Source organism: Pseudomonas ficuserectae, assembly GCF_024584585.1.
GTDB lineage: Bacteria > Pseudomonadota > Gammaproteobacteria > Pseudomonadales > Pseudomonadaceae > Aquipseudomonas > Aquipseudomonas amygdali.
In genome coordinates this window covers 2,016,269-2,038,683 of sequence record NZ_CP085684.1, presented here as the reverse complement: position 1 = coordinate 2,038,683, position 22,415 = coordinate 2,016,269, and the positions used below count along the sequence as shown (strand labels likewise).

Below are 22,415 nucleotides of genomic sequence, written 5' to 3'. Positions count from 1 at the left end.
CTCTCCTGACGCTGGCTTAACGTTCGACGCCCAATAAGGTACGAGCGTAGTCCTCAAGAGGCGGACCCAGCAAATCTTCGGGGCTTTTGTCGTAAAGCGTCAGCAATCCGCCACGGCTGCGAATGCGCGCGCTGTCGATAAGATAACGGGTGCTGGTTTCGATCAGCATCAGTTGAATGACACCGCTGTCGACACCCAGACGGTCCACGGCTTCCTGATCGGCCCACTGATCGCCGGTGCCGATGCGATCATCGGCCTTGGCAAAACGGGTGTAGAGCAAATAATGTGCGCCTGCACTGCGCGCCTCGATCATGGCCTCATCCAGGCCCATTGGCCCACGGGCACGGCGGACCATCGGGAAGTACTCGATGAACCCCTTGAAGGCCTCTTCAGCCACCACATTGGGCCGCGGATAGGCATTGCCTGGCGGCACGAAGGCACCTTGCGCGATGTAAATGAACGAGTCGGGCTGCACACGCCAGTTGGCAGTACGGCGAGTGTCGCTGTGATCGAGCAGACCCGCATCGCTGAATTGCTCGCGAACCCCCTCGCCCATGTCACTGACTTTCATGCAGCCACTCAACGCCAAAAGCGCGAGCAGCATAACCAGGCTACGCATCATCCCCTCCCAAATACCGGTGACGGAAAACCGGCGAATGGTCGTCGGATGCAGCTTCCGCGCCATCTCTGGCACAGCAGGCACCAAAGCCTTGAAGCAGATGCTCAAGACCGGGCCGGGGCGTTATTCCGTAGCAGGGTCGGGTTTGGGCTCGGCGATGACGTCGGCATCGCGCTTGCGCTTGTTGCCCATACGCACGCCGATGTCCAAGAGAAAGTGGAAGAAGCCTTCCTGATCTTCCAGCACATTGCTCCAGAACGGCGAGTGGTACAGCGCAACGGCGCCATGCACCAGCGCCCAGGCGGCACAGTAGTGGTAGTAAGGCGGGACATCTTCGAGCTTGCCTTCGGTGATGCGGCCTTTGATCAGCAGGGTCAGGTGTTCGAAGTTGGAGGCGCGGATCTTGTGGAGCTCTTCGACCAGCTCGGGCACCTGATTGCCCTTGACCACTTTTTCCTCCAGGCGGTCGAACAGGCGATAGCGCTGCGGATCACGCATACGGAATTCGAAGTAGGCACGTGAGAGCGCCTCCTTGTCCTTGTCGACATCAGCGGAGTGCAGCAGCTCGTTCAGGTCTCGCTCATAGTCGAGCATCAGGCGCAGATAGATTTCTGCCTTGGACTTGAAGTGCTTGTAGATGGTGCCTTTACCAATGCCGACGGCGTCCGCGATCATCTCGACAGTGACGCTGTCTTCGCCCTGCTCCAGGAACAGCTTTAGCGCGGTGTCGAGAATTTCCTGCTCACGGCGGCGAAATTCACGGACCTTACGAGGTTCTTTCTGCATAGAGAGGTCTGTCAGGATCGAAATCGAAGCCGGGTATTATGCCCAATCGGCGCTAAATTGCACGGATCATCCTTACTTGTCGACCTTTATGAACGAAACCGGCGAAAAATTCGCATTTTGGCGTCCGCTTCGCAAACCGGACACACGACGGTATGCTACGACACAGGCAGTACCGGGGATGCAGCGACAAACTCCAGGTAACCCGTGATCACTACATACAACGTGAAATAGGCAAAGATCAGCGCCGAGGCAATGTAGGACCAGCGCAACATCCGCTCCCCCATGAAACGCCCACCCTGATGTGCCAGCGCACACAGCGAGATCGACCAGACAACGCCCGCCGCAACGAACCCGGCAAGAAAGGTCGAGGCACTGGCAAGATCAGAACCCTGTCGAGCAATCAGCGCACCGCCGACTGCAGCAAACCAGAGAATGGCGCTGGGTGATGACATCGCCAGAAAAATTCCGCGCAGGAACAACGCCAGGCTGGATTTTTCCGATTGAACATCCTGATTATCGAGGCCGGCGCTGACCGCGGTGGCACTCATGACCATCCTGAAGCAGAACCAGGCCAACACCGCCGTACCGCCGAGCCAGAGCACGTAGCGTACGGCTTCATATTGCAGCAGCACCGCCATGCCGAGCATGGCCAGGACCGCATAGGCCAGATCGCCGACACAGGTTCCCAACCCAAGCCACAGCCCCTTGGAAAAGCCGCGCTGCATGGACAGCGTGATCATGGCTATGTTTGCCAGGCCAATATCCAGGCATAACGACAGACTCAGCAGAAAACCGTTGGAAAACTCCACTCGAACACTCCGACCAGGCACTGAAAAACCTCGGCATGCCTGACCTGCTGGCGTACACGGGCAAATTTGATGCGATGACCTTGTATCCCGTCCGGCAAAAAGTGCTCATCAAGGACTCAAGAATCGCTTTAGTATTCCAAAACTGTTTAAAAAACGATCACAAGGCACTGGACGGTACGCCATGCTGGGCAATACTTAAGCCACTGACGGGTCATCATTCCCCAAATGACTCGCCAGTAAAGGTGCCTAAGGACTAGCGTGCCTTTGTTTTACTCCTAATGGTCTTAACCCGGCTTCACCCCCCCAGAATCCGGGTTTTTTTTGCCCGCGATTTGCCGTCAGTCAACATGTACGCCACTCAGCGTTGAACATGCGCCAGCGGGAACAGGCGAGCGAAGTTAGCGGTGGTCTGCTCAGCGAAATGCTCGTAGGACTCGCCCCGCAGCATTGCCAGAAACTCGGCAACTTCACGTACGTACTGCGGCAGATTCGGTTTGCCCCGATAAGGGATAGGCGCAAGGTACGGGGAATCGGTCTCGACCAGCAGCCGGTCAGCGGGGACTTGCCTTGCGACATCCCGCAGGGCGTCGGCGTTGCGAAAGGTCACGATGCCGGACAGCGAGATGTAGTACCCCATATCCAGCGCCGCCCTGGCCATCTCCCAGTCTTCGGTAAAGCAATGCAGAACGCCCGCCTGAGGCAGCGCCGCATCACGCAGAAGGCTCAATGTATCGGCGCGCGCGCCACGGGTATGGATGATCACCGGCTTGCCAGTGACACTGGCTGCCTCCAGGTGCAACCGAAAAGAAGCCTGCTGCAGCTCGGCAGCTTCGGGTTCGTAGTGATAGTCCAGACCGGTTTCACCTATCGCCACCACTCGTGGGTGATCCAGCTCCTTGAGCAACCAGTCCAGAGGCGGCATCTCACCGGGCTTCACGTCCAGCGGATGAATGCCTACCGAGCAGTCGACATCGGCGTAGCGCTCGGCGAGCGCCTTGACCGCGCCCGCATTTTCGGCGCTGACACCGATGCAGAGAAAATGCCCGACTCCCCTGCCCCGGGCGGCTTCTAGGGCTGCATCCAGCGAGCCATTGTGCTGGGCAAGGTCAAGGCGATCGAGGTGACAATGGGAATCTACAAGCATGGGTTAAAACACAACTACATCGTATGGGTTGGACGATCGGACTTCAGAGCACCGACCAGATGAGTTTCGATCAGATTGCGCGCGGTATTGTCGCCATCATTGAATTGCACGCCGACACCGGCAGTCCGGTTGCCCTGCGCACCTTTTGGCGTGATCCAGGCGACGCGGCCAGCCACCGGAACCTTCTCCGGCTCGTCCATCAGATTGAGCAGCATGAACACTTCGTCACCCAGCTTGTAGCTTTTGCTGGTAGGGATGAACAGGCCGCCGTTTCTGATGAATGGCATGTAGGCAGCGTAAAGCACGGATTTGTCCTTGATGGTCAGGGACAGAATGCCATTACGTGGACCTGTGTTCAGCGGCAGACTCATGACAACACCTCAACGGTTCCGGATAACGCAGAGTCTACGCCTGTCCTGGCAGGCCTGCCCACTGCGCCAGTAATGCTTCAAGCAGCAAGACCCGGTTTAGATTGGCCTTGGACATGACTTTTTGCCTCTGTGCCAGAATCCAGTCCTGAATCTCCAGCACTTTTGCGCGAGAAGACTTCTGCGCCAGGTATTGAACGACCTTGCGCATGTCGCTCAGACCAAGGCCTTCCTCGTCCTGCGTCATCTGATAGCGCAGGATAAGGTGCGACCAGTCACAGAACCAGTCGAACAACAATAACAACGGGATATCCTTCCAGCCTTCGGCCAGCTGGGTAGCCGATTGCTGTTGCTTGAGCAGCTTCTTGACGCCATCCACCACCAGCGCGCGTTGTTCGCGAACGCCTTGCGTGTGAAGTGCCACGGCAGCCAGCGGCGAACCCGCTGCCAGCGTCAGTAATTCGAACCGTTCTTCCTGCGTGCAATCAGGCAGGGCATTGCCCAGCCAGTCCAGACTCATCTGTTCACTGGGCAATGGGCAGGCCTGCTGCACACAGCGACTTTTGACCGTTGGCAGCAAGCGGCTCGGCTGATGGCTGACCAGCAATAGAACGGTATTGCCCGACGGCTCCTCAAGACTCTTCAACAAGGCGTTGGCAGCGTTGATGTTCATCGCTTCCACCGGCTCGACGAGCACCACCTTGCGGCCGCCCATCTGGGCGGTCTGCACAACAAAGCTCACCAGGTCACGGACCTGATCAACCTTGATCGGCTTGTCTGCTTCTTCCGGCTCCAGCACATAGTTGTCCGGATGACTGCCAGCCGCCAGCAGCAGGCAGGATTTGCAATGCCCGCAGGCCTCAAGCGCTTCGGGAGCCTTGCACAGCAGGCTGGCCATCAGGCGCTCGGCCAGTGCCCGCTTGCCGATACCGGCCGGACCGTGCAGCAGATAGGCATGAGCGTGCTGGGCACGACCGGCCATCTGCTGCCAGAGTGACGCCTGCCAGGGGTAGGCTTCAGCCACGTCGCAGCTCCAGCAACTGCGGCAGCAATGTATCAAGGGAAGCCTGAACGTCAGCCAGCGGCTGGGCCGCGTCCACCAGACGATACCGCGCAGAATCCGCCTTCGCCCGCTGCAGATAAGTCGAGCGCACCGCGTCGAAGAAAGCCCGGCCTTCCTGCTCGAAGCGATCGAGTCGGCCACGTGCTGCAGCACGTGACAGACCGATTTCCACCGGCAGGTCAAACACCAGCGTCAGATCAGGCCGCAGATCGCCTTGAACAAACTCTTCCAACACGGCAATACGCTGCTGAGACAAGCCGCGGCCACCACCTTGATACGCGTAGGTTGCATCGGTAAACCGATCACAAAGCACCACCTCGCCACGCGCCAGAGCCGGGCGAATGACCTCGGCCAAATGCTGTGCACGCGCAGCAAACACCAGCAGCAGTTCGGTGTCGGCGCTCATGGCCTCGTCGCTGGGCGCCAGCAGCAGCTCGCGAATGCGCTCGGCCAGCGGAGTGCCGCCCGGCTCGCGGGTCAGCAATACCTGAACGCCCTGCGCGCGAAGCTGCGCCGCCAGGTACTCGCGATTGGTACTTTTGCCAGCACCTTCCGGGCCCTCAAGGGTGATAAACAAACCAGTCACAGGTAATCCTTAATTGTTTCAATCATTGCGCATTCGGCTCGGACTGCGGGGCATCCGGTGCAGTCGCAGGCTCGGGCTCTGAAGAGGGAGAATCAGTTGATGGTGCCGGTGCAGCAGGTGCCGGGCTGGAGCGATAATCTGCGCGGCGCTTGAGCTGATAGTCACGCACCGCTGAGTTATGGGCATCCAGATCGTCCGAGAACACATGGCTGCCGTCCCCCTTGGCCACGAAATACAGGCTGCTGCCCGCTACCGGGTTGAGCGCGGCATGGATCGCCTCGCGCCCCACCAGTGAAATCGGTGTCGGCGGCATACCGGCTATCACGTAGGTATTGTACGGCGTGGGTTCCTTGAGATTGGCCCGGGTCAACTTGCCGTTGTAGCGCTCGCCCATGCCATAGATCACGGTCGGATCGGTCTGCAACTGCATGCCCAGCTTCAAGCGACGCACGAACACACCCGCGATCTGACCACGCTCCTGAGGCATACCGGTTTCCTTCTCGACCAGCGACGCCATGATCAGGGCCTGATAAGGATTGGAATACGGAGCCTCAGACGACCTGGCGTTCCATTCTTCATCCAGCACTTCTTCCAGACGACTGTAAGCCTGCCTGAGCAATTCGGCATCGGTCATGCCGCGCACATAGCGATAGGTGTCAGGAAAGAAACGCCCTTCAGGGAATACATCAGGATGGCCGATTTTTGCCATCAGCTCGCCGTCGGACAAGCCAGCCAGCGTTTGATCGAGCTTGGCCTGTTTGGCCAGCGCAGCCCGCACCTGACGGAAATTCCAGCCCTCGACCAGCGTCAGGCTGTATTGCACAACCTCCTTGCGCTTCCAGACGTCGAACAGCCCCTTGACGTTCATGCCCGGCACCATGCGGTATTCGCCGCTGTGCAGTGCCTGTCCGGAGAGGTTGAAACGCCAGTAGAGGCGCAACCAGAAGGCGTCCTTGATCACGCCATCGGCCTGCAGTCGATTAAGCACACCGGTCGGCGTTGAGCCGGCCGGGACATCCAGCAGTTGCTCCTGAGCGACTTCGAGCGGCTGGTTCAGCGCCTGATGTTGCTGCCAGAACGCAAAGCCGAGCAGAAGGCCTGCCAGAATGACAGCTGTTTCCAGCAACACCAATATTTTTCGGATCACAAATCAGATATCCAGAAGGGTGCGAGCAATACCTTGCAGTTTACGGGTGAGCGGCCCGACCGGCCAGCTCAAGACTGTAAAGCCGCGAACCGGCCAGACGCCGTAGACGCTATTGCATAGAAACACTTCGTCCGCCGATTCAAGGTCGGACAGGTGCAAATCACGGATATCGACAACCAGCCCCAGGTTTCGTGCCTGATCCAGCAACTCGGCACGCATCACACCGGCGACCCCGCAGCGGCTGAGATCGGCAGTCAGCAGACGACCCTGACTGACCAGAAACAGATTGCTGTAGACACCCTCGATCAATCGCCCGGACGTGTCACGCATCAAGCCCTCGGCGTGCTCGCTGTCACTCCACTCGGAGCGAGCCAGTACCTGCTCCAGACGATTGAGGTGCTTGAGTCCAGCCAGAAGCGGCTGTTCCGCCAGACGCGTCTGGCAGGCAAACAGGCGCACGCCCTGCTCGGCATGCACACCCGGATAGGCTGGCGCAGGGCCGCCCTGCAGGATTCGACGCGATTGGGCATTGGGGGCTGGAGCGTAACCGCGCTGGCTGTCGCCGCGGGTAAGGATCAGCTTCATGACCCCATCGCCAAGCTCTGCAGCGAAGCGGGTCATTTCTGCACGGATAAGCGCATGATCGGTTGCGATCGACAAGCGCGCACATCCGTTTTCGAGACGCTGCAGATGGCGCTCCAGGAGCAATGGCTGCCCGGCCTTGACGACGATGGTTTCAAACAGTCCATCGCCGTAGGCCAGCCCCCGGTCCTTGAGGGACAAGGCGTCTGCGGGGCAGCCATCGACCCAGCCAGGCATTACTCGGCGAACCGACGGAATACCAGCGAGCCGTTGGTGCCACCGAAGCCGAAGGAGTTCGACAGAACGACGTCGATCGGCATGCGGCGCGCTTCGTGAGGCACGAAATCCAGATCGCAGCCTTCGCTTGGCTCATCTAGGTTGATGGTCGGCGGAGCCACCTGATCAACCATTGCCAGAACACTGAAGATCGCCTCGACAGCACCAGCAGCACCCAGCAGGTGGCCGGTCATCGACTTGGTCGAACTGACAGCCAGCTTGTAGGCATGATCGCCAAATACCGACTTGATCGCAGAAGCCTCGGCCAGATCGCCCGCAGGCGTCGACGTACCGTGTGCGTTGATGTACTGCACCTGATCGGCATTGACCTTGGCGTCACGCAACGCATTGACGATGCAGCGTGCAGCACCGGCACCGTCATCAGGTGGCGAGGTCATGTGATAGGCATCGCCGCTCATGCCGAACCCGACCAGCTCAGCGTAGATGGTCGCACCACGCGCCTTGGCGTGCTCAAGTTCTTCAAGCACCATCGCACCTGCACCGTCGGACAGGACGAAACCATCACGGCCTTTGTCCCAGGGACGACTGGCACGGGTCGGGTCGTCGTTGCGGGTCGACAGCGCACGCGCGGCACCGAAACCACCCAGCCCCAGGCCACAGGCAGCCATTTCAGCGCCACCGGCAATCATCACGTCCGCTTCGTCATAGGCGATGTTGCGAGCCGCCATGCCGATGCAGTGGGTCGCCGTGGTGCAAGCCGTGGCGATGGAGTAATTAGGCCCCTGTGCACCCAGATGGATAGACAGGAAACCGGAAATCATGTTGATGATCGAGCCCGGCACGAAAAACGGAGAAATCCGTCCTGGCCCTTGCTCGTGCAGCAGACGACTGCTGTTTTCGATATTGGTCAGACCACCGATACCCGAACCCATCGCGACGCCGATGCGTTCACGGTTTGCATCAGTGACTTCGAGGCCTGCATTACGCACCGCCTGAAAGCTGGCCGCGAGACCATACTGAATGAAGAGATCGAGCCGGCGCGCTTCTTTGGGCGCGAGGTATTCTTCGACGTTGAAACCCTTGACCGAACCGCCGAAACGGGTGGTGAAGGCCGACAAGTCCGTGTGCTCGATAAGGCCAATGCCACTGCGGCCCGCCAGAATGCCCTGCCAACTGCTGGGCACGTCATTGCCCAGTGGCGAAAGCATGCCCATCCCGGTGACCACGACGCGTCTACGCGACACAGGACTCTCCTTCTCTCTTGTTTACGGAACAATCATTTACGAACAATCACAGCGTTTTCTAAAGAAAAAACCGCACGCCGGTTAAAGCAGTGCGGTTTTCCCGTGACAGCAGTCAGCGATTACAAATCTTAAGCCTGATGACTAGTGACGTAGTCGATTGCTGCTTGAACGGTAGTGATCTTTTCCGCTTCTTCGTCAGGGATTTCGGTCTCGAATTCCTCTTCCAGAGCCATTACCAGCTCGACAGTGTCCAGGGAGTCAGCGCCCAGGTCTTCAACGAAAGAAGCAGTGTTGACAACCTCTTCTGATTTGACGCCAAGTTGCTCTGCAACGATTTTCTTGACGCGCTCTTCGATGGTGCTCATACCTAGTTTTAACTCCTAGTGGAAATGTTCAGGCATCTGGCCAGTGGGTAAGTGTATAGAAGAGGTTTTGCGAATTTCAAGCTTAACGCTCTCCCGTTATGCCCAACCGTACCTTTGCCCATGCATAGATTGCAGCTTTATAACGGATTTTAGACAGCTCGTATGACATTTTTTTGAAACAGATGGTCACATTAGCTCATGTACATGCCGCCGTTAACAGGGATTGTGGCCCCGGTAACGTACCCTGCGCCTTCGGAGGCAAGAAAAGCGACTACATGCGCAATCTCTTCAGCCTGACCCAGACGGCCCAGGGGTATCTGGGTAATCAGTGACTCACGCTGAGCCTCAGGCAGCTCACGCGTCATATCGGTGTCGATGAAACCGGGCGCAACCGAATTCACGGTTACTGCCCGCGAGCCCACTTCACGGGCCAGAGCCCTGCTGAAACCTTCCAGCCCGGCCTTCGCGGAAGCATAGTTTACTTGACCGGCGTTGCCCATGGCACCCACAACCGAACCAATGCTGATAATACGGCCCCAACGCGCTTTGGTCATGCCGCGCAAAACACCCTTGGAAAGGCGGAAAAGGCTGTTCAGGTTGGTGTTGACGACGTCATACCATTCGTCATCTTTCATGCGCATCATCAGATTATCACGGGTGATGCCGGCATTATTGACCAGAATCAACGGTGCACCGACACGCTCCTGGATAGTCGACAGGACCGAATTCACGGACTCGGCATCGCAGACATCGAGCATCAGGCCAAAGCCTTCGATGCCGTTCTCCTTGAACGTCGCACTGATGCGCTCGGCGCCGGACTCAGAGGTCGCGGTGCCCACAACGACAGCACCATTGCGCCCCAATTCCAGGGCGATGGCTTGACCAATACCGCGACTCGCACCGGTGACCAGTGCAACTTTACCTTGAAGGCTCATACAGGCTTCTCCTAATCAGGCCAGTGCCGCGCGCGCGGCGGCAAAGGCGTCCGGGGTATCAAGGTTGTAAGTAATCACGCCTTCGGCGCAACGCTTGTTCAGACCGGCCAGGACTTTGCCCGGCCCACATTCCACAAGCTGGGTCGCACCACGGCTCGCCAGGCATTGAATGGATTCAACCCAGCGAACCGGCTTGTACAACTGTTCCAGCAAGTCACGCTTGAGCGTCGCCAGATCACTGACCGCGCTGGCGCTGACGTTCTGTACCAATGCGATTTCAGGTGCCTGCCATTCAATGGCTTCAACAGCCTCGGCGAAACGCTCGGCGGCCGGGCGCATCAGTTCGCAATGCGAAGGCACGCTGACCGGCAACGGCAATGCACGCTTGGCACCCCGCGCCTTGCACAGCTCCATGGCGCGCTTGACGGCCTCGGCGGAACCGGCGATCACCACCTGGCCCGGCGAGTTGAAATTCACCGCACTGACAACTTCGCCCTGCGCTGCTTCGGCACAGGCAGCGATAACGTCGGCGTCATCAAGACCCAGAATAGCGGCCATGCCGCCTTGACCGGCCGGCACCGCTTCCTGCATCAACTGGCCACGACACTCGACGAGCTTTACCGCATCAGCCAGGCTCAGGCTTTGCGCAGCTACCAGCGCACTGTATTCACCCAGACTGTGACCTGCGACGAACGCAGGAACGGCGCCGCCCTCGGCCAGCCACACATGCCACAGGGCTATGGAAGCAGTCAGAATGGCAGGCTGGGTCTTGTCGGTCTGATTGAGCAACTCGACAGGACCGCTCTGGGTCAACGCCCACAGGTCATAGTCAAGGGCTTCGGAAGCCTGCTCGAAAGTATCGAGAATCAACGGATGTTGCGCGCCTTGCTCGGCGAGCATGCCGAGCGATTGCGATCCTTGACCCGGAAAGACGAATGCGAGGGATGCAGACATTTGACAAGCCTCTGAATTATTGTCGCCAAAATGGGCGTCCGGACAGGCCGAACGCGGGTATTCAAATTTACATGACTGATCGGTTGGATGACTGACCAGTCTGATGCGTCACATTTTCAGGCTCCGCCGTTCTGGAGAAGCAATTCAAGCCGCCCCTTCAGGCGCTGCGGCAGGTTTTCACGGGATTCAACGATCGCTCGCTGAATCGCACTCTGGAACCCTGAAACACTGGCCGAACCGTGGCTTTTCACCACAACCCCCTGCAACCCGAGCAAGCTCGCGCCATTATGACGAGCAGGCGCCAGATCAGTCTGCAGTCGCTTGAGCAACGGCAACGCCAATGCTCCGACAGCCCTGCTTAGCAAATTGCGGTTGAACAGTGTATCGATTCTGGCGGCAATCATGGTCGCCAGACCTTCGCTCGACTTGAGCAGTACATTGCCAACAAAGCCATCACACACCACAACGTCAGCCTCACCCCGGTACAAACCGTCGCCTTCGACGTAGCCAATGTAGTTGAGCCCCAGGGCTGCCTGCAAAAGACCGGCGGCAAGCTTGACCTGCTGATTGCCCTTGATGTCTTCCGTGCCCACGTTAAGCAAGGCAACCCTGGGCTTTTTGACACCCAGGGTTTCTGCAAGAACAGAGCCCATTACCGCAAACTGATAGAGCGCCTCAGCGCTGCAATCGACATTCGCACCTAGGTCGAGCAACTGACAATGGCCAGACCGAGTGGGAATGGCTGCGATCATCGCGGGACGATCGATACCGGGCAGCGTCTTGAGCACAAACCGCGAAAGCGCCATCAGCGCACCGGTATTACCAGCGCTGACACATGCCTGGGCCTGCCCGCTTGCAACAAGCTCAAGAGCAACACGCATGGACGAGTCAGGCTTGCCACGCAGAGCCTGGGACGGACGCTCGTCCATTGCAATGGCTTCATTGGCGTTTACGACACGCAGGCGCGAGCGATCCACAGCACCATGACGGGCAATGAGTTCTTCAATCAGGGAGGCTTGGCCGACGAGGACCAGATGAAGCGAGGGTGTAGCTGTCAGGCACGCGAGGCTTGCCTGAACAATGTTGCGGGGACCGAAGTCCCCGCCCATTGCGTCGATCGCGATGATCGGAGCGGACAAGAAATTACTCGTCAGCGCCCTTGTCGATCACTTTACGACCACGGTATACGCCTTCTGGCGATACGTGGTGACGCAGGTGAATTTCACCAGTGGTCTTTTCTACCGACAGAGTGCTTGCCTCAAGAGCGTCGTGCGAACGACGCATGTCACGGGCAGAGCGGGATTTTTTGTTCTGCTGAACAGCCATAATTGATTAACTCCTAAACGTTTGGGTCACGCTTTAACTGCGCCAATACACTGAACGGGTTGGACCGCGTTACCTCGTCCACGCTCGGTTCGGGCTCATCGAGACCCGCCGGTTGCTGGCATTCTTCAGGATGATGAGCAGGCACAATGGGCAAGGCGAGCAATAGCTCCTCCTCGATCAATGCCAGCAGATCCAAAGGATCTTCGCCCAGTTCCAGCACGTCATAACCTTTCGGTAACGACTGGGTATTCGCACCCTCCTTCACCACGGCGTAACTGCATTCGCTGTGGATCGGCAGGGTCACCAGCTCAAGACAACGCTGGCAAACCATCTTGACCGGGACGTCTATCGAACTGTGGATAACCACAGAACGGCGTTCGTCACGCTCAAAAACGAATTTCGCCTGCACCGTACCGACAGTGTCGGCAAGCGGGTCGCAAAGTCTCTTCAAATCGCCCAGCAGCACTTCACCCTGAAGGGTAGTGCCGCGATCAGACAATTTGCGCGGGTCAACGTGAGATGGAATCGGGTCATTCAACATAGGCGCAGCATTCTAGGGATGCCCCCTTGGCATGTCAAAGGAAATTCAGGCCTGTTCGTCACTCCGGCCACTCTTTAGAATCGACGCTCAGCCTACGGAGAACCGCATGCCATCCCTGCTCCTTGCCTCCAGCTCTTCATACCGGCGCGAACTGCTCACTCGCCTGCGCCTGCCATTCACCTGCAAGTCCCCGGACATTGATGAAAGTCACCGACCGGACGAAACCGCACACGACCTCGTTCGACGCCTTGCCTTAGAGAAAGCCAAGGCGCTGGCGGGCGAATATCCGCATCACCTGATCATTGGCTCCGACCAGGTTGCCGTCCTCGACGGGCAGATACTCGGCAAGCCACATACCTTCGAGCGCGCACTTGAGCAACTGACGGCTGCCAGTGGCACCAGCGTAACCTTCCTGACCGGACTGGCCCTGCTTAATAGCTCGACAGGCGAGCATCAGGTCGATTGCGTACCCTTTACCGTGCACATGCGCGAACTCGATCAAGCCAGCATCGAACGCTATCTGCATGCAGAGCAACCTTATGACTGCGCCGACAGCTTCAAGGCTGAAGGGTTGGGGGTTAGCCTGTTTCGCAGCACCGAAGGCAGCGACGCGACCAGCCTGATCGGCCTGCCACTGATACGCCTTGTGGACATGCTAATAAAGGAAGGGGTCAGCGTACCCTGACGCTCAGACAAAGAACCCGGCCATTGGCCGGGTTCTTCATTTCTGCATCAAGCCGTCAGCGCAGGCTTGGACCGTTGAAGCCGACCAGCATGGCAATGCGCTCAGCGATACTGGTGCCCAGCTTTTTCGAAAAGCGGTCGAAAGGCGACTCTTCGACGGTATATTCGACGGTATCCTTTTCCTTGATCACATCCCGCGCGACATAACTGGCACTGCCCAGGCCGTCCACCAGACCGAGCGCAACGGCCTGCTCACCGGTCCAGATCAGCCCCGAAAACAGTTCGGGATGATCCTTGTCCTTCAGACGATCGCCACGACCCTGCTTGACGCTGGCGATGAACTGACGATGCGTTGTGTCCAGCACCCCCTGCCAGAACTGCGTCTCATCGGCCTTCTGCGGCTGGAACGGATCAAGGAAAGCTTTGTGCTCGCCCGATGTGTAGGTACGACGATCAACGCCGAGCTTGTCCATGGCACCGACAAACCCGAACCCCGCCGCCGTCACACCTATCGACCCCACCAGACTGGCCTTGTCGGCGTAGATCTGGTCGGCAGCACTGGCAATGTAATAAGCCCCCGAAGCACCCAGATCAGTAATGACCGCATACACCTTGATATCCGGTTTTGCAGCACGCAGACGACGGATTTCGTCATAAACATAGCCCGACTGCACAGGACTGCCGCCCGGACTGTTGATACGCAGAATAACGCCCTTGGTCTTTTCATCCTCGAACGCCTTCTGCAGCGCCGTGACGATATTCTCGGCACTGGCCGACTCCTTGTCGGCAATCACACCCTGCACATCGATCAGCGCTGTGTGGCTGGAGCGGCGCGATGTACCGCCTTCAAAGTCCAGCATCGGAACGACCACTGCGACAAACAGAAACGCGAACGTCAGCAGCTTGAAGAAAATTCCCCAGCGACGCGCACGACGCTGCTCCTGAACACTGGCCAGCAGCGTCTTTTCCAGAAGTTTCCAGCTTTTTGCTTCTTCCTTGCCATTGATGCCCTCGTCCGCGCTTTGCGAGACGGGTGCCTTCCATTCGTCAGACATGTTCCAATCACTCCAACCCTAAAACTAGACGCCGCGCCCATTCAACCAGGTGCGCAGCTCGGAAAAATGCTCAATAGCCAATCGTGGCTGAAACTGGCGCAACGACTCCAGCGACTGAGCGCCATAACCCACCGCAACCGAATCCATACCTGCGTTGCGGGCCATCAGCAAATCGAATGACGCATCGCCGATCATCAACGAACGCTGCGGCGCAACATCACAATGCGCCATGATCTCGTTCAACATCAGCGGGTCCGGCTTGCTGGCGGTTTCGTCGGCAGCCCGGGTGGCATCGAAGTAATCTCCCCAGCCATTGGCCTGCAGCACCCGATCCAGCCCACGGCGCGCCTTGCCGGTAGCGACCGCCAGACGATAGCCGTCCTCGCGAAACGCCTGCATCGACTCCAGAACACCCTCGAACAGCGGCGAAGGCACGTTATCCATGGCCATGTAGCTGTCAGCATAGCGTTGCCGAAAGTCGATCACCTGATTGTCACTGATCTGCGGATAAAGGGTTCGAATCGCCTCTGGCAGACCCAGACCGATAATGCCCTTGATCGCCGGATCGTCACGAACCTCCAGATCAGTCTCGATAGCCGCGGCACGCATGGCCAGAACAATTCGCCCCACAGAGTCGGCCAGCGTGCCGTCCCAGTCAAAAATCAACAGGTCGTAATTACGGCGCACTCAAACGCTCCACTGTCTTGGCCCACATTTCATCCACAGGCGCCTGCACATTCAGTTTGCTGCCATCGGGCATCGGCACCGTCAGCATGTAGGCGTGCAGGAACAGACGCTTGCCGCCCAGATCACGAATCTCGCGACTGAAATTCTCGTCACCGTATTTGGTATCGCCTGCAATGGCGTGCCCCGCATGCAGCGTGTGCACGCGGATCTGGTGCGTGCGCCCGGTCACCGGCTTGGCTTCGACCATGGTGGCAAAGTCACCGAAACGACGCAGTACCTTGAAGATCGTCAGAGCCTCCTTGCCCTCTTCATTCACTTCGACCATGCGCTCGCCGGAGCGCAGATTGCTTTTCATCAGCGGCGCACGCACCTGTTTCTGAGCCGTTGCCCAGTTACCGCGGACGAGCGCCATGTAGCGCTTGTCGACGCCGTCGCCGCGCAGGGCTTCGTGCAGATGACGCAGCATGCTGCGTTTCTTGGCAATCATCAGCAGACCGGACGTGTCGCGATCGAGACGGTGCACCAGTTCGAGCTCCTTGGCATCCGGACGCAACTGACGAAATGCTTCGATTACCCCGAAACTCAGGCCGCTGCCGCCATGCACAGCGATACCCGCAGGCTTGTTGAGCACGATCAGCGCCTTGTCTTCGTAGACAATCGCGGCCTCGAGGCGCTGCAGCAGAGCCTGCGCAACCGGCACCGGCTCGTCGCGCTCAGGCACGCACACAGGAGGAATGCGCACGATATCGCCTGCCTGCAACTTATACTCCGGCTTGATCCGCCCCTTGTTCACACGCACTTCGCCTTTGCGCAAAATGCGGTAAATCAAGGTTTTGGGCACACCCTTGAGATAAGTGATCAGAAAATTATCGATGCGTTGACCGGCAAGTTCCGGGGCAACCTCAACCAGCTGGACGCCGGGGGTTGGAGGGGCAATATTCGTCATGCCGCAAATGATAACAATTTTTTATGGATTTGAAGCACTTAATGATTGCTGCTATAGTCGCGAACGCCGCCAAAAGCGGCCGGACAGCGGACCAACGGTTGACAACCGGCCCTGACCAACGCAATTCACAAGGACGGGAGGCCGTCCTACGCAGTGTTCGGTGACAACGGAGCACGCTGAAAACGTAACGAGCGCAGGTGACATGAGGCCGGAAACACGCCTGACAGCAGAGCAGACAGCTCGCTGACGGTGCGGACAGTTCATGGCCAGTTCACAAAGTGCAGTCGCTTTCAGACGCTACGAGCGAATGCTTCGGGAACAACGCCTCAAGCCATGATGCGCGACCTTCCCTATCGAAGATCGCGGTAAATGCCAACCCGCTGCGGATTCTGCGCGCGGCAGCACCCGAATTATCAGGGATACGTGTAGGGTGGAGACGCACGACCATCGGACTGTGTAGCACAAGGCTTGTTCTAGACGCTTCATCTCGTCCGCTACCGATGGTCGATTCCTCCTCCTGACAAAGCTTTTGCTGAAAAGGGTGTCTTATGCCACCACAGCAAGCAGGAAACGTCGTCGCGACCCTCCGCCCCCTCTGGGCGAGGACCTCGCTAGACACTGGAGTGTCCAACCACTCCTGACGTGCCCTGACACCGACCGTGAGAAGTCGTGTGTGCCGAACGCCGTTTCCGGCAGCCCGGAAACCGACGGTACTACATGAAAAGAATGCTGATTAACGCAACTCAACCCGAAGAGTTGCGTGTTGCACTGGTAGACGGCCAGCGCCTCTACGACCTGGACATCGAGTCAGGTGCACGCGAGCAGAAGAAGGCCAACATCTATAAAGGCCGAATCACTCGCATCGAACCCAGCCTTGAGGCTGCCTTTGTCGATTTCGGCTCTGAGCGCCACGGCTTTCTGCCCCTCAAGGAAATCTCCCGCGAGTACTTCAAGAAAGCCCCTGAAGGCCGCGTCAACATCAAGGACGTCCTGAGCGAAGGCCAGGAAGTCATCGTTCAGGTCGAGAAAGAAGAGCGTGGCAACAAGGGCGCAGCCCTGACCACCTTCATCAGCCTTGCAGGCCGTTATCTGGTCCTGATGCCGAACAACCCTCGCGCCGGTGGCATCTCGCGCCGTATCGAAGGCGAAGAGCGCAACGAACTGCGTGAAGCCCTCAACGGCCTGATCGCTCCAGCCGACATGGGTCTGATCGTTCGTACTGCCGGCCTGGGCCGCAGCAGCGAAGAAATGCAGTGGGACCTCGATTACCTGCTGCAACTGTGGACCGCCATCAAGGAAGCGTCCCTGGACCGTTCGGCCCCCTTCCTGATCTATCAGGAAAGCAACGTCATCATCCGCGCCATCCGTGACTACCTGCGTCAGGATATCGGCGAAGTCCTGATCGACAGCGTCGAAGCCCAGGAAGAAGCCCTGACCTTCATCCGCCAGGTGATGCCGCAGTACGCCAGCAAGATCAAACTGTACGAAGACAGCGTTCCACTGTTCAACCGCTTCCAGATCGAAAGCCAGATCGAAACCGCCTTCCAGCGCGTGGTCGAACTGCCTTCCGGCGGCTCCATCGTCATCGATCCGACCGAAGCCCTGGTGTCCATCGACATCAACTCGGCGCGCGCCACCAAAGGCAGCGACATCGAAGAAACCGCCCTGCAGACCAACCTTGAAGCGGCTGAGGAAATCGCCCGTCAATTGCGTCTGCGCGACATCGGCGGCCTGATCGTCATCGACTTCATCGACATGACACCGGCCAAGAACCAGCGCGCCGTGGAAGAAAAAGTCCGCGAAAGCCTGGAAGCCGACCGCGCCCGCGTTCAGATCGGTCGCATTTCACGCTTCGGCCTGCTGGAAATGTCCCGCCAGCGTCTGCGCCCATCGTTGGGCGAAAGCAGCGGCATCGTCTGCCCTCGCTGCAATGGCACCGGCATCATCCGTGACGTCGAATCGCTTTCTCTGGCCATTCTGCGCCTGATCGAAGAAGAAGCCCTGAAAGACCGCACTGCAGAAGTGCGCGCTCAGGTGCCGATCCCGGTCGCTGCGTTCCTGCTCAACGAGAAGCGCAACTCGATCACCAAGATCGAACTGCGCACCCGTGCGCGCATCATCATCCTGCCGAACGACCAGCTGGAAACCCCGCACTTCGAAGTTCAGCGTCTGCGTGATGACAGCCCGGAAGCACACAACAGCCAGACCAGCTACGAAATCGCCGCGGCTGCAGCCGAAGTAGAAGAAATCGCCCCGCTGGCTGCCGCAACCCGCACTCTTGTTCGCCAGGAAGCAGCCGTCAAGACTGCACCTGCTCGTGCCAATGCGCCGGTTCCGGTTGAAGCCGTTGCGCCTGCCCCAACGCCTGCACCGGTCGCTCACGAGCCAAGCCTGTTCAAGGGCCTGGTGAAATCCCTGGTCAGCCTGTTCGCGACCAAGGAAGAGCCTGCCGCTCCGGTAGTGGTTGAAAAACCTGCTGCCGAACAGCGTCCGGCCCGTAACGAGGAGCGCCGCAACGGTCGCCAACAGAGCCGTGGCCGCAACAACCGTCGTGACGAAGAGCGCAAGCCTCGTGAAGAACGCGCCCCCCGTGAAGAACGTGCCGAACGCGCGCCGCGCGAAGAGCGCGCCCCACGTGAGGAGCGTGCACCTCGTGAAGAGCGTACCGTTCGCGAACCGCGTGAAGCCCGCGAGGATTCAGCACCACGTGAAGAGCGTCCAGCCCGTACTTCCCGCGAGCGCAAGCCACGTGAAGCACGCGAAGATCGTCCGGTCCGCGAACTGCGCGAGCCTCTGGATGCAGCCCCTGCCGTAAACCTTGCTCGTGAAGAGCGTCCTGAACGCGCACCACGCGAAGAACGCCAGCCGCGCGCGCCTCGCGAAGAACGTCAACCACGCGCCGAACAGGCCGCGGCTGCCGTGAGCGAAGAGGAAGTGCTGCTCAACGAAGAGCAGATCAATGACGAGAACCAGGAAGGCAACGACGGTAGCGAAGGCGACCGCCCTCGCCGCCGCTCCCGCGGTCAGCGTCGTCGCAGCAACCGTCGTGAGCGTCAACGTGATGCCAATGGCAACGTGATCGAAGGCTCTGAAGAAAACGGTTCCGAAGAAAACGGCTCGGCAGAAAATGCTGAACAAGGCAGCAGCGCCACCGATCTGTCGGCTGGTCTGGGATTCACCGCAGCAGCTGCGGCTGGCGGCGTGATCAGCGCCACAGCAGAAGCCGATGCACACCAGCAGGCCGAGCGAGCCAACAGCACTGCTGTAGACGCTCCAGCCGTAGAGCCTGCGCAGCAAGCGCCTGTTGCCGAAGCCAATACTGCCAAGGCACCGGAAGCTGACGCACCGGCAATTGAAGCATCCACTCCAGAAACTCCGGCAGCAGCAGAACCGGTCGTTGAAGTGCCTGCTGTTGAAGCGCCGGTTGCAGACGATGCGCCAGTCGCCAAACCGGCTCCAGAAGTGGAGGTTCAACCTGCTGCGGTCGAAGCACCTGCCATTGCTGCGCAGACTGAGCTGTTCGAAGCGCCGCATGCCGAGCGCGTCGTGCCGTTCACACCAACGCCAGAGCCAGCGCCACAAGCGCCTGTCGAAGCAGCGGCTCATGAAGAAGTGCCAGCCACTGAATCGTCCGAACTGCCAACGCCTGCCGCTACTGCTGCCGAGCCTGTCGTCGTGAAGGAGGAGCCTGCTCCTTACGTCGCGCCCAAGGCCGTCGAAGAAGCAGCGCCTGCACCTGCAGAGCAACAACCTGTGATCGTGGAAACACCGGTCGCACCGGTCAGCAGCACCGGCCGTGCACCGAACGATCCTCGTGAAGTTCGTCGTCGCAAGCGTGAAGAAGAAGCACGCCGTCAGCAGGAAGCCGCTGCGGCCAGCACTCCAGTCATCGCCGAAGCAGCACCTGTTGCCGCTGAAGCAGAATCGGTCCAGCCTTCTCAGGCTATCGAGGAAAAGACTGAAGAAGCGGCGACTGAGCAACCAGCAGTCAAACCGCAACATGAAGCCGAGAAAGGAAACGAGCCTAAACCACTCGCCTAACTCCGGCCCATGAAAAAGCCCCGCCTGTGCAGACAGGCGGGGCTTTTTTACGTCTGTGACTCAGGGAAACACATCGACTGCAGGAGCGGACCGGGCGACGCTTCGCTTGTCCGCGAACTGCCGGGAACCGGCAGCAAAACCAGCTGCCTCGGTGCACCAGATACAAACAAGATGGCCGGTTTTGGGTCCGCTTCGCAGCCCATCGCGGACGAGTCCGCTCCTACATTTCCAAAGATCGCGGACGAGCAAAGCGTCGCCCGGTTTCACTACTAGGGTGGCAGTCAGACCTCAGTAGAGGTTCGGCTCCATTTCCAGCTCTACACCAAAACGCTCGACGATGTCGCTTTGGATGCGACGCGCAAGGTTCAATAGCTGCAAGCCACTGGCCTGCCCGTAATTGACTAGTACCAGCGACTGGAGCTTATGCACGCCAGCGTCGCCGTCACGATAACCCTTCCAGCCAGCCTGCTCGATCAACCACCCCGCTGCCAGCTTCACCCGGCCATCGTCCTGCGGGTAGCCGACGACACCAGGGTGCTGCTGTTTGATCGTCGCGTACAGTTGGGCAGGGATAATCGGGTTTTTGAAGAAACTGCCGGCATTGCCCAGCACCGCTGGGTCAGGCAGCTTTTCACTGCGAATGGCGCAGATCGCCCGACTGACATCGAAAGGCGTCGGTTTATCGATACCCAACTCGTCGAGACGCTGACGAACCGGACCATATTCAAGGTGCAGATTGGCTACGCGGCTGAGCTTGAAGCGCACCCGCAGGATCAACCAGCGCGCGACCTGATGCTTGAATACGCTGTCGCGGTAGCCGAACGCACAGTCCTCCAGGGAAAACTCGCGCAATTCACCCGTTTCACGGTCCAGCGCAGTCAGGCTATGGAATATATCCTTGATCTCGACGCCATAAGCACCGATGTTCTGCATGGGTGCCGCCCCAACGGTGCCTGGAATCAGACTGAGGTTTTCCAGCCCTGCCAGCCCCAGCTCCAGACAGGACTGCACGAACGGATGCCAGGGCTCGCCAGCCTCTGCCTCGACAATCGACTCGAGACAGTCCTCATGCACGATGCGAATGCCGCGACTGGCCATGCGCAGCACCAATGACTGCACGTCACTGCTGAGCAGCAGGTTACTGCCACCGCCAATAACCAGCAGCGGTACATCGTGCTCGACCGAATACGCCAGCGCCTCGCGAACATCGTCATCGCTATGCGCTTCGGCAAACAAGCGGGCCTGAACATCCACGCCAAAGGTGTTGAAAGGTTTGAGGGAAATCGCGGACTGCACCTGCAAGGTCATACTCTCGCCTTCCCGAAACACTGGACGAAGCGCATCAACCCTCCAGCAAGCGCCTTACGCGCTCCAGGTCTTCAGGCGTATCGACGCCACCGGGTGGCGCTTCAAGCGCGTCGGCAACGTGAATTCGCACGCCATTCCACAACGCACGCAGTTGCTCCAGGCTTTCGGTGTTTTCCAGCCAGCACGGACCCCAGCTAACGAAGTCATGAAGAAAGCCCGCACGATAGGCGTAAATACCGATATGACGACGATAAGGCACGCCAGCGGGCAACTCGTCCCTGTTTGCGGCCAGCGCGTCACGCGCCCAAGGCAATGGGGCACGGCTGAACGTCAGCGCCAGGCCGTTGATGTCTGTTGCGACCTTGACGATGTTCGGATTGAACAACGCGGCCACATCGTCGATAGGCTCGGCCAGCGTAGACATGCCGGCTTCGGGGTGAGCCGCCAGGTTGGACGCCACCTGATCGATCACCGCAGGCGGGATCATCGGCTCGTCGCCTTGCACATTGACCACAATCGCATCAGCAGCCAGCCCCAGTTGCGCAGCCACCTCGGCCAGACGATCGGTGCCGGAATTGTGATCCTCGCGGGTCAGCAGTACTTCTGCACCAAAAGCCTGACAAGCCTCGACGATGCGCGCATCGTCGGTGGCAATCACCACACGCTCGGCGCTGCTTTTGCACGCCTGCTCCCAGACAAGCTGAACCATGGGCTTGCCAGCAATGGTTTTCAGTGGCTTGCCGGGAAAACGGCTGGAGCCGTAACGCGCAGGAATGACAACGGTGAACGCTGCTGTCATTTTTCCAGCCGCTCATCGGTGCTCAAGGTGCGCGCTTCGCTTTCGAGCATCACCGGGATGCCGTCGCGTACCGGGTAGGCAAGGCCTGCCCCTTTGCTGATCAGCTCGGTCTTGTCGGCGCTGAGCTTCAATGGTCCCTTGCAGACAGGGCAAGCGAGGATATCGAGTAGTTTGGTGTCCATAGGAGAT

Annotated in this window: 24 protein-coding genes; 2 read left to right on the top strand and 22 right to left on the bottom strand. The window is 58.9% G+C overall.

The features are described 5' to 3' along the window. Nucleotides 1–16: 16 nt before the first annotated feature. The 16 genes from LJU29_RS09030 to LJU29_RS08955 form a co-directional block, all read right to left on the bottom strand. Nucleotides 17–619, bottom strand: coding sequence for a DUF4823 domain-containing protein (locus tag LJU29_RS09030; RefSeq protein WP_002552702.1), 603 nt, complete (start codon nt 617–619; stop codon nt 17–19). A 123-nt stretch (nt 620–742) separates the two neighbouring features. Then, on the bottom strand, nt 743–1,405 hold the full coding sequence (locus LJU29_RS09025) for a TetR/AcrR family transcriptional regulator (RefSeq protein ID WP_257112103.1): 663 nt from the start codon (nt 1,403–1,405) through the stop codon (nt 743–745). Between the two features lie 155 nt (nt 1,406–1,560). Beyond that, nucleotides 1,561–2,214 carry a LysE family translocator gene (locus LJU29_RS09020; RefSeq protein WP_257112102.1) on the bottom strand — a complete coding sequence of 218 codons (654 nt, stop codon included), beginning with the start codon at nt 2,212–2,214 and terminating at the stop codon, nt 1,561–1,563. Nucleotides 2,215–2,572: 358 nt separating this feature from the next. Further along, nucleotides 2,573–3,358, bottom strand: a complete 786-nt coding sequence (locus LJU29_RS09015; RefSeq protein WP_057453667.1) for a TatD family hydrolase — start codon at nt 3,356–3,358, stop codon at nt 2,573–2,575. A gap of 14 nt (nt 3,359–3,372) precedes the next feature. After that, the gene (locus LJU29_RS09010) at nt 3,373–3,729 is read right to left on the bottom strand and encodes a PilZ domain-containing protein (protein ID WP_002552698.1); all 357 of its coding nucleotides are present in this window, start codon (nt 3,727–3,729) and stop codon (nt 3,373–3,375) included. Nucleotides 3,730–3,763: 34 nt separating this feature from the next. Further along, nucleotides 3,764–4,750: a DNA polymerase III subunit delta' gene (locus LJU29_RS09005; protein WP_257112100.1), complete on the bottom strand. Its 987-nt coding sequence runs from the start codon at nt 4,748–4,750 to the stop codon at nt 3,764–3,766. Further along, complete coding sequence (gene tmk, locus LJU29_RS09000) at nt 4,743–5,375, bottom strand: dTMP kinase (protein WP_257112099.1); 633 nt, start codon at nt 5,373–5,375, stop codon at nt 4,743–4,745. The genes LJU29_RS09005 and tmk overlap by 8 nt, the downstream gene beginning before the upstream one ends. A gap of 22 nt (nt 5,376–5,397) precedes the next feature. Then, nucleotides 5,398–6,522 (bottom strand): endolytic transglycosylase MltG, encoded by a 1,125-nt coding sequence (gene mltG, locus LJU29_RS08995; protein ID WP_257112098.1) that lies wholly within the window; start codon nt 6,520–6,522, stop codon nt 5,398–5,400. A 3-nt stretch (nt 6,523–6,525) separates the two neighbouring features. Next, entirely contained in the window at nt 6,526–7,341 is an 816-nt protein-coding gene (gene pabC / locus LJU29_RS08990) for an aminodeoxychorismate lyase (RefSeq protein ID WP_054995295.1), read from the bottom strand. Beyond that, on the bottom strand, nt 7,341–8,585 hold the full coding sequence (gene fabF / locus LJU29_RS08985; RefSeq protein WP_002552693.1) for a beta-ketoacyl-ACP synthase II: 1,245 nt from the start codon (nt 8,583–8,585) through the stop codon (nt 7,341–7,343). The genes pabC and fabF overlap by 1 nt, the downstream gene beginning before the upstream one ends. A gap of 128 nt (nt 8,586–8,713) precedes the next feature. Further along, nucleotides 8,714–8,950: an acyl carrier protein gene (acpP, locus tag LJU29_RS08980; protein WP_002552692.1), complete on the bottom strand. Its 237-nt coding sequence runs from the start codon at nt 8,948–8,950 to the stop codon at nt 8,714–8,716. A gap of 191 nt (nt 8,951–9,141) precedes the next feature. Further along, nucleotides 9,142–9,885, bottom strand: a complete 744-nt coding sequence (fabG, locus tag LJU29_RS08975) for a 3-oxoacyl-ACP reductase FabG (protein ID WP_003318510.1) — start codon at nt 9,883–9,885, stop codon at nt 9,142–9,144. Nucleotides 9,886–9,900: 15 nt separating this feature from the next. Further along, the gene (gene fabD / locus LJU29_RS08970; protein ID WP_032704093.1) at nt 9,901–10,839 is read right to left on the bottom strand and encodes an ACP S-malonyltransferase; all 939 of its coding nucleotides are present in this window, start codon (nt 10,837–10,839) and stop codon (nt 9,901–9,903) included. A gap of 116 nt (nt 10,840–10,955) precedes the next feature. After that, nucleotides 10,956–11,978 (bottom strand): phosphate acyltransferase PlsX, encoded by a 1,023-nt coding sequence (gene plsX, locus LJU29_RS08965; protein ID WP_005758293.1) that lies wholly within the window; start codon nt 11,976–11,978, stop codon nt 10,956–10,958. Between the two features lie 4 nt (nt 11,979–11,982). Then, on the bottom strand, nt 11,983–12,165 hold the full coding sequence (gene rpmF, locus LJU29_RS08960) for a 50S ribosomal protein L32 (protein ID WP_002552688.1): 183 nt from the start codon (nt 12,163–12,165) through the stop codon (nt 11,983–11,985). A gap of 13 nt (nt 12,166–12,178) precedes the next feature. Then, nucleotides 12,179–12,706, bottom strand: a complete 528-nt coding sequence (locus LJU29_RS08955) for a YceD family protein (protein ID WP_002552687.1) — start codon at nt 12,704–12,706, stop codon at nt 12,179–12,181. Between the two features lie 106 nt (nt 12,707–12,812). Between LJU29_RS08955 and LJU29_RS08950 the strand changes: the two genes are divergently transcribed. Continuing rightward, nucleotides 12,813–13,391, top strand: a complete 579-nt coding sequence (locus LJU29_RS08950; RefSeq protein WP_257112095.1) for a Maf family protein — start codon at nt 12,813–12,815, stop codon at nt 13,389–13,391. A gap of 55 nt (nt 13,392–13,446) precedes the next feature. On the opposite strand, the gene sppA is transcribed toward LJU29_RS08950, so the two are convergent. Genes sppA through rluC form a run of 3 tightly spaced genes read right to left on the bottom strand, consistent with a single transcriptional unit; the run spans nt 13,447 to nt 16,078 of the window. Beyond that, a complete protein-coding gene (gene sppA, locus LJU29_RS08945) occupies nt 13,447–14,445 on the bottom strand; it encodes a signal peptide peptidase SppA (RefSeq protein WP_057423980.1) in 999 nt (332 codons plus the stop codon). Between the two features lie 24 nt (nt 14,446–14,469). Continuing rightward, entirely contained in the window at nt 14,470–15,132 is a 663-nt protein-coding gene (locus LJU29_RS08940) for an HAD-IA family hydrolase (RefSeq protein ID WP_005758298.1), read from the bottom strand. Further along, on the bottom strand, nt 15,122–16,078 hold the full coding sequence (rluC, locus tag LJU29_RS08935; RefSeq protein ID WP_257112092.1) for a 23S rRNA pseudouridine(955/2504/2580) synthase RluC: 957 nt from the start codon (nt 16,076–16,078) through the stop codon (nt 15,122–15,124). The genes LJU29_RS08940 and rluC overlap by 11 nt, the downstream gene beginning before the upstream one ends. Before the next feature lie 717 nt (nt 16,079–16,795). Between rluC and rne the strand changes: the two genes are divergently transcribed. Next, nucleotides 16,796–20,119, top strand: a complete 3,324-nt coding sequence (rne, locus tag LJU29_RS08930) for a ribonuclease E (protein WP_442628775.1) — start codon at nt 16,796–16,798, stop codon at nt 20,117–20,119. 288 nt (nt 20,120–20,407) lie between these two features. Here the strand turns inward: rne and murB are convergent, their stop codons facing one another. From murB to LJU29_RS08915, 3 genes are read right to left on the bottom strand one after another with little or no spacing between them, the layout of a single operon-like run. After that, a complete protein-coding gene (gene murB, locus LJU29_RS08925; protein ID WP_005758304.1) occupies nt 20,408–21,427 on the bottom strand; it encodes a UDP-N-acetylmuramate dehydrogenase in 1,020 nt (339 codons plus the stop codon). Nucleotides 21,428–21,461: 34 nt separating this feature from the next. After that, complete coding sequence (kdsB, locus tag LJU29_RS08920; RefSeq protein ID WP_004657844.1) at nt 21,462–22,226, bottom strand: 3-deoxy-manno-octulosonate cytidylyltransferase; 765 nt, start codon at nt 22,224–22,226, stop codon at nt 21,462–21,464. Beyond that, nucleotides 22,223–22,408: a Trm112 family protein gene (locus tag LJU29_RS08915; RefSeq protein ID WP_002552679.1), complete on the bottom strand. Its 186-nt coding sequence runs from the start codon at nt 22,406–22,408 to the stop codon at nt 22,223–22,225. Before LJU29_RS08915 ends, kdsB begins: the two co-directional genes overlap by 4 nt. Nucleotides 22,409–22,415 lie beyond the last annotated feature (7 nt).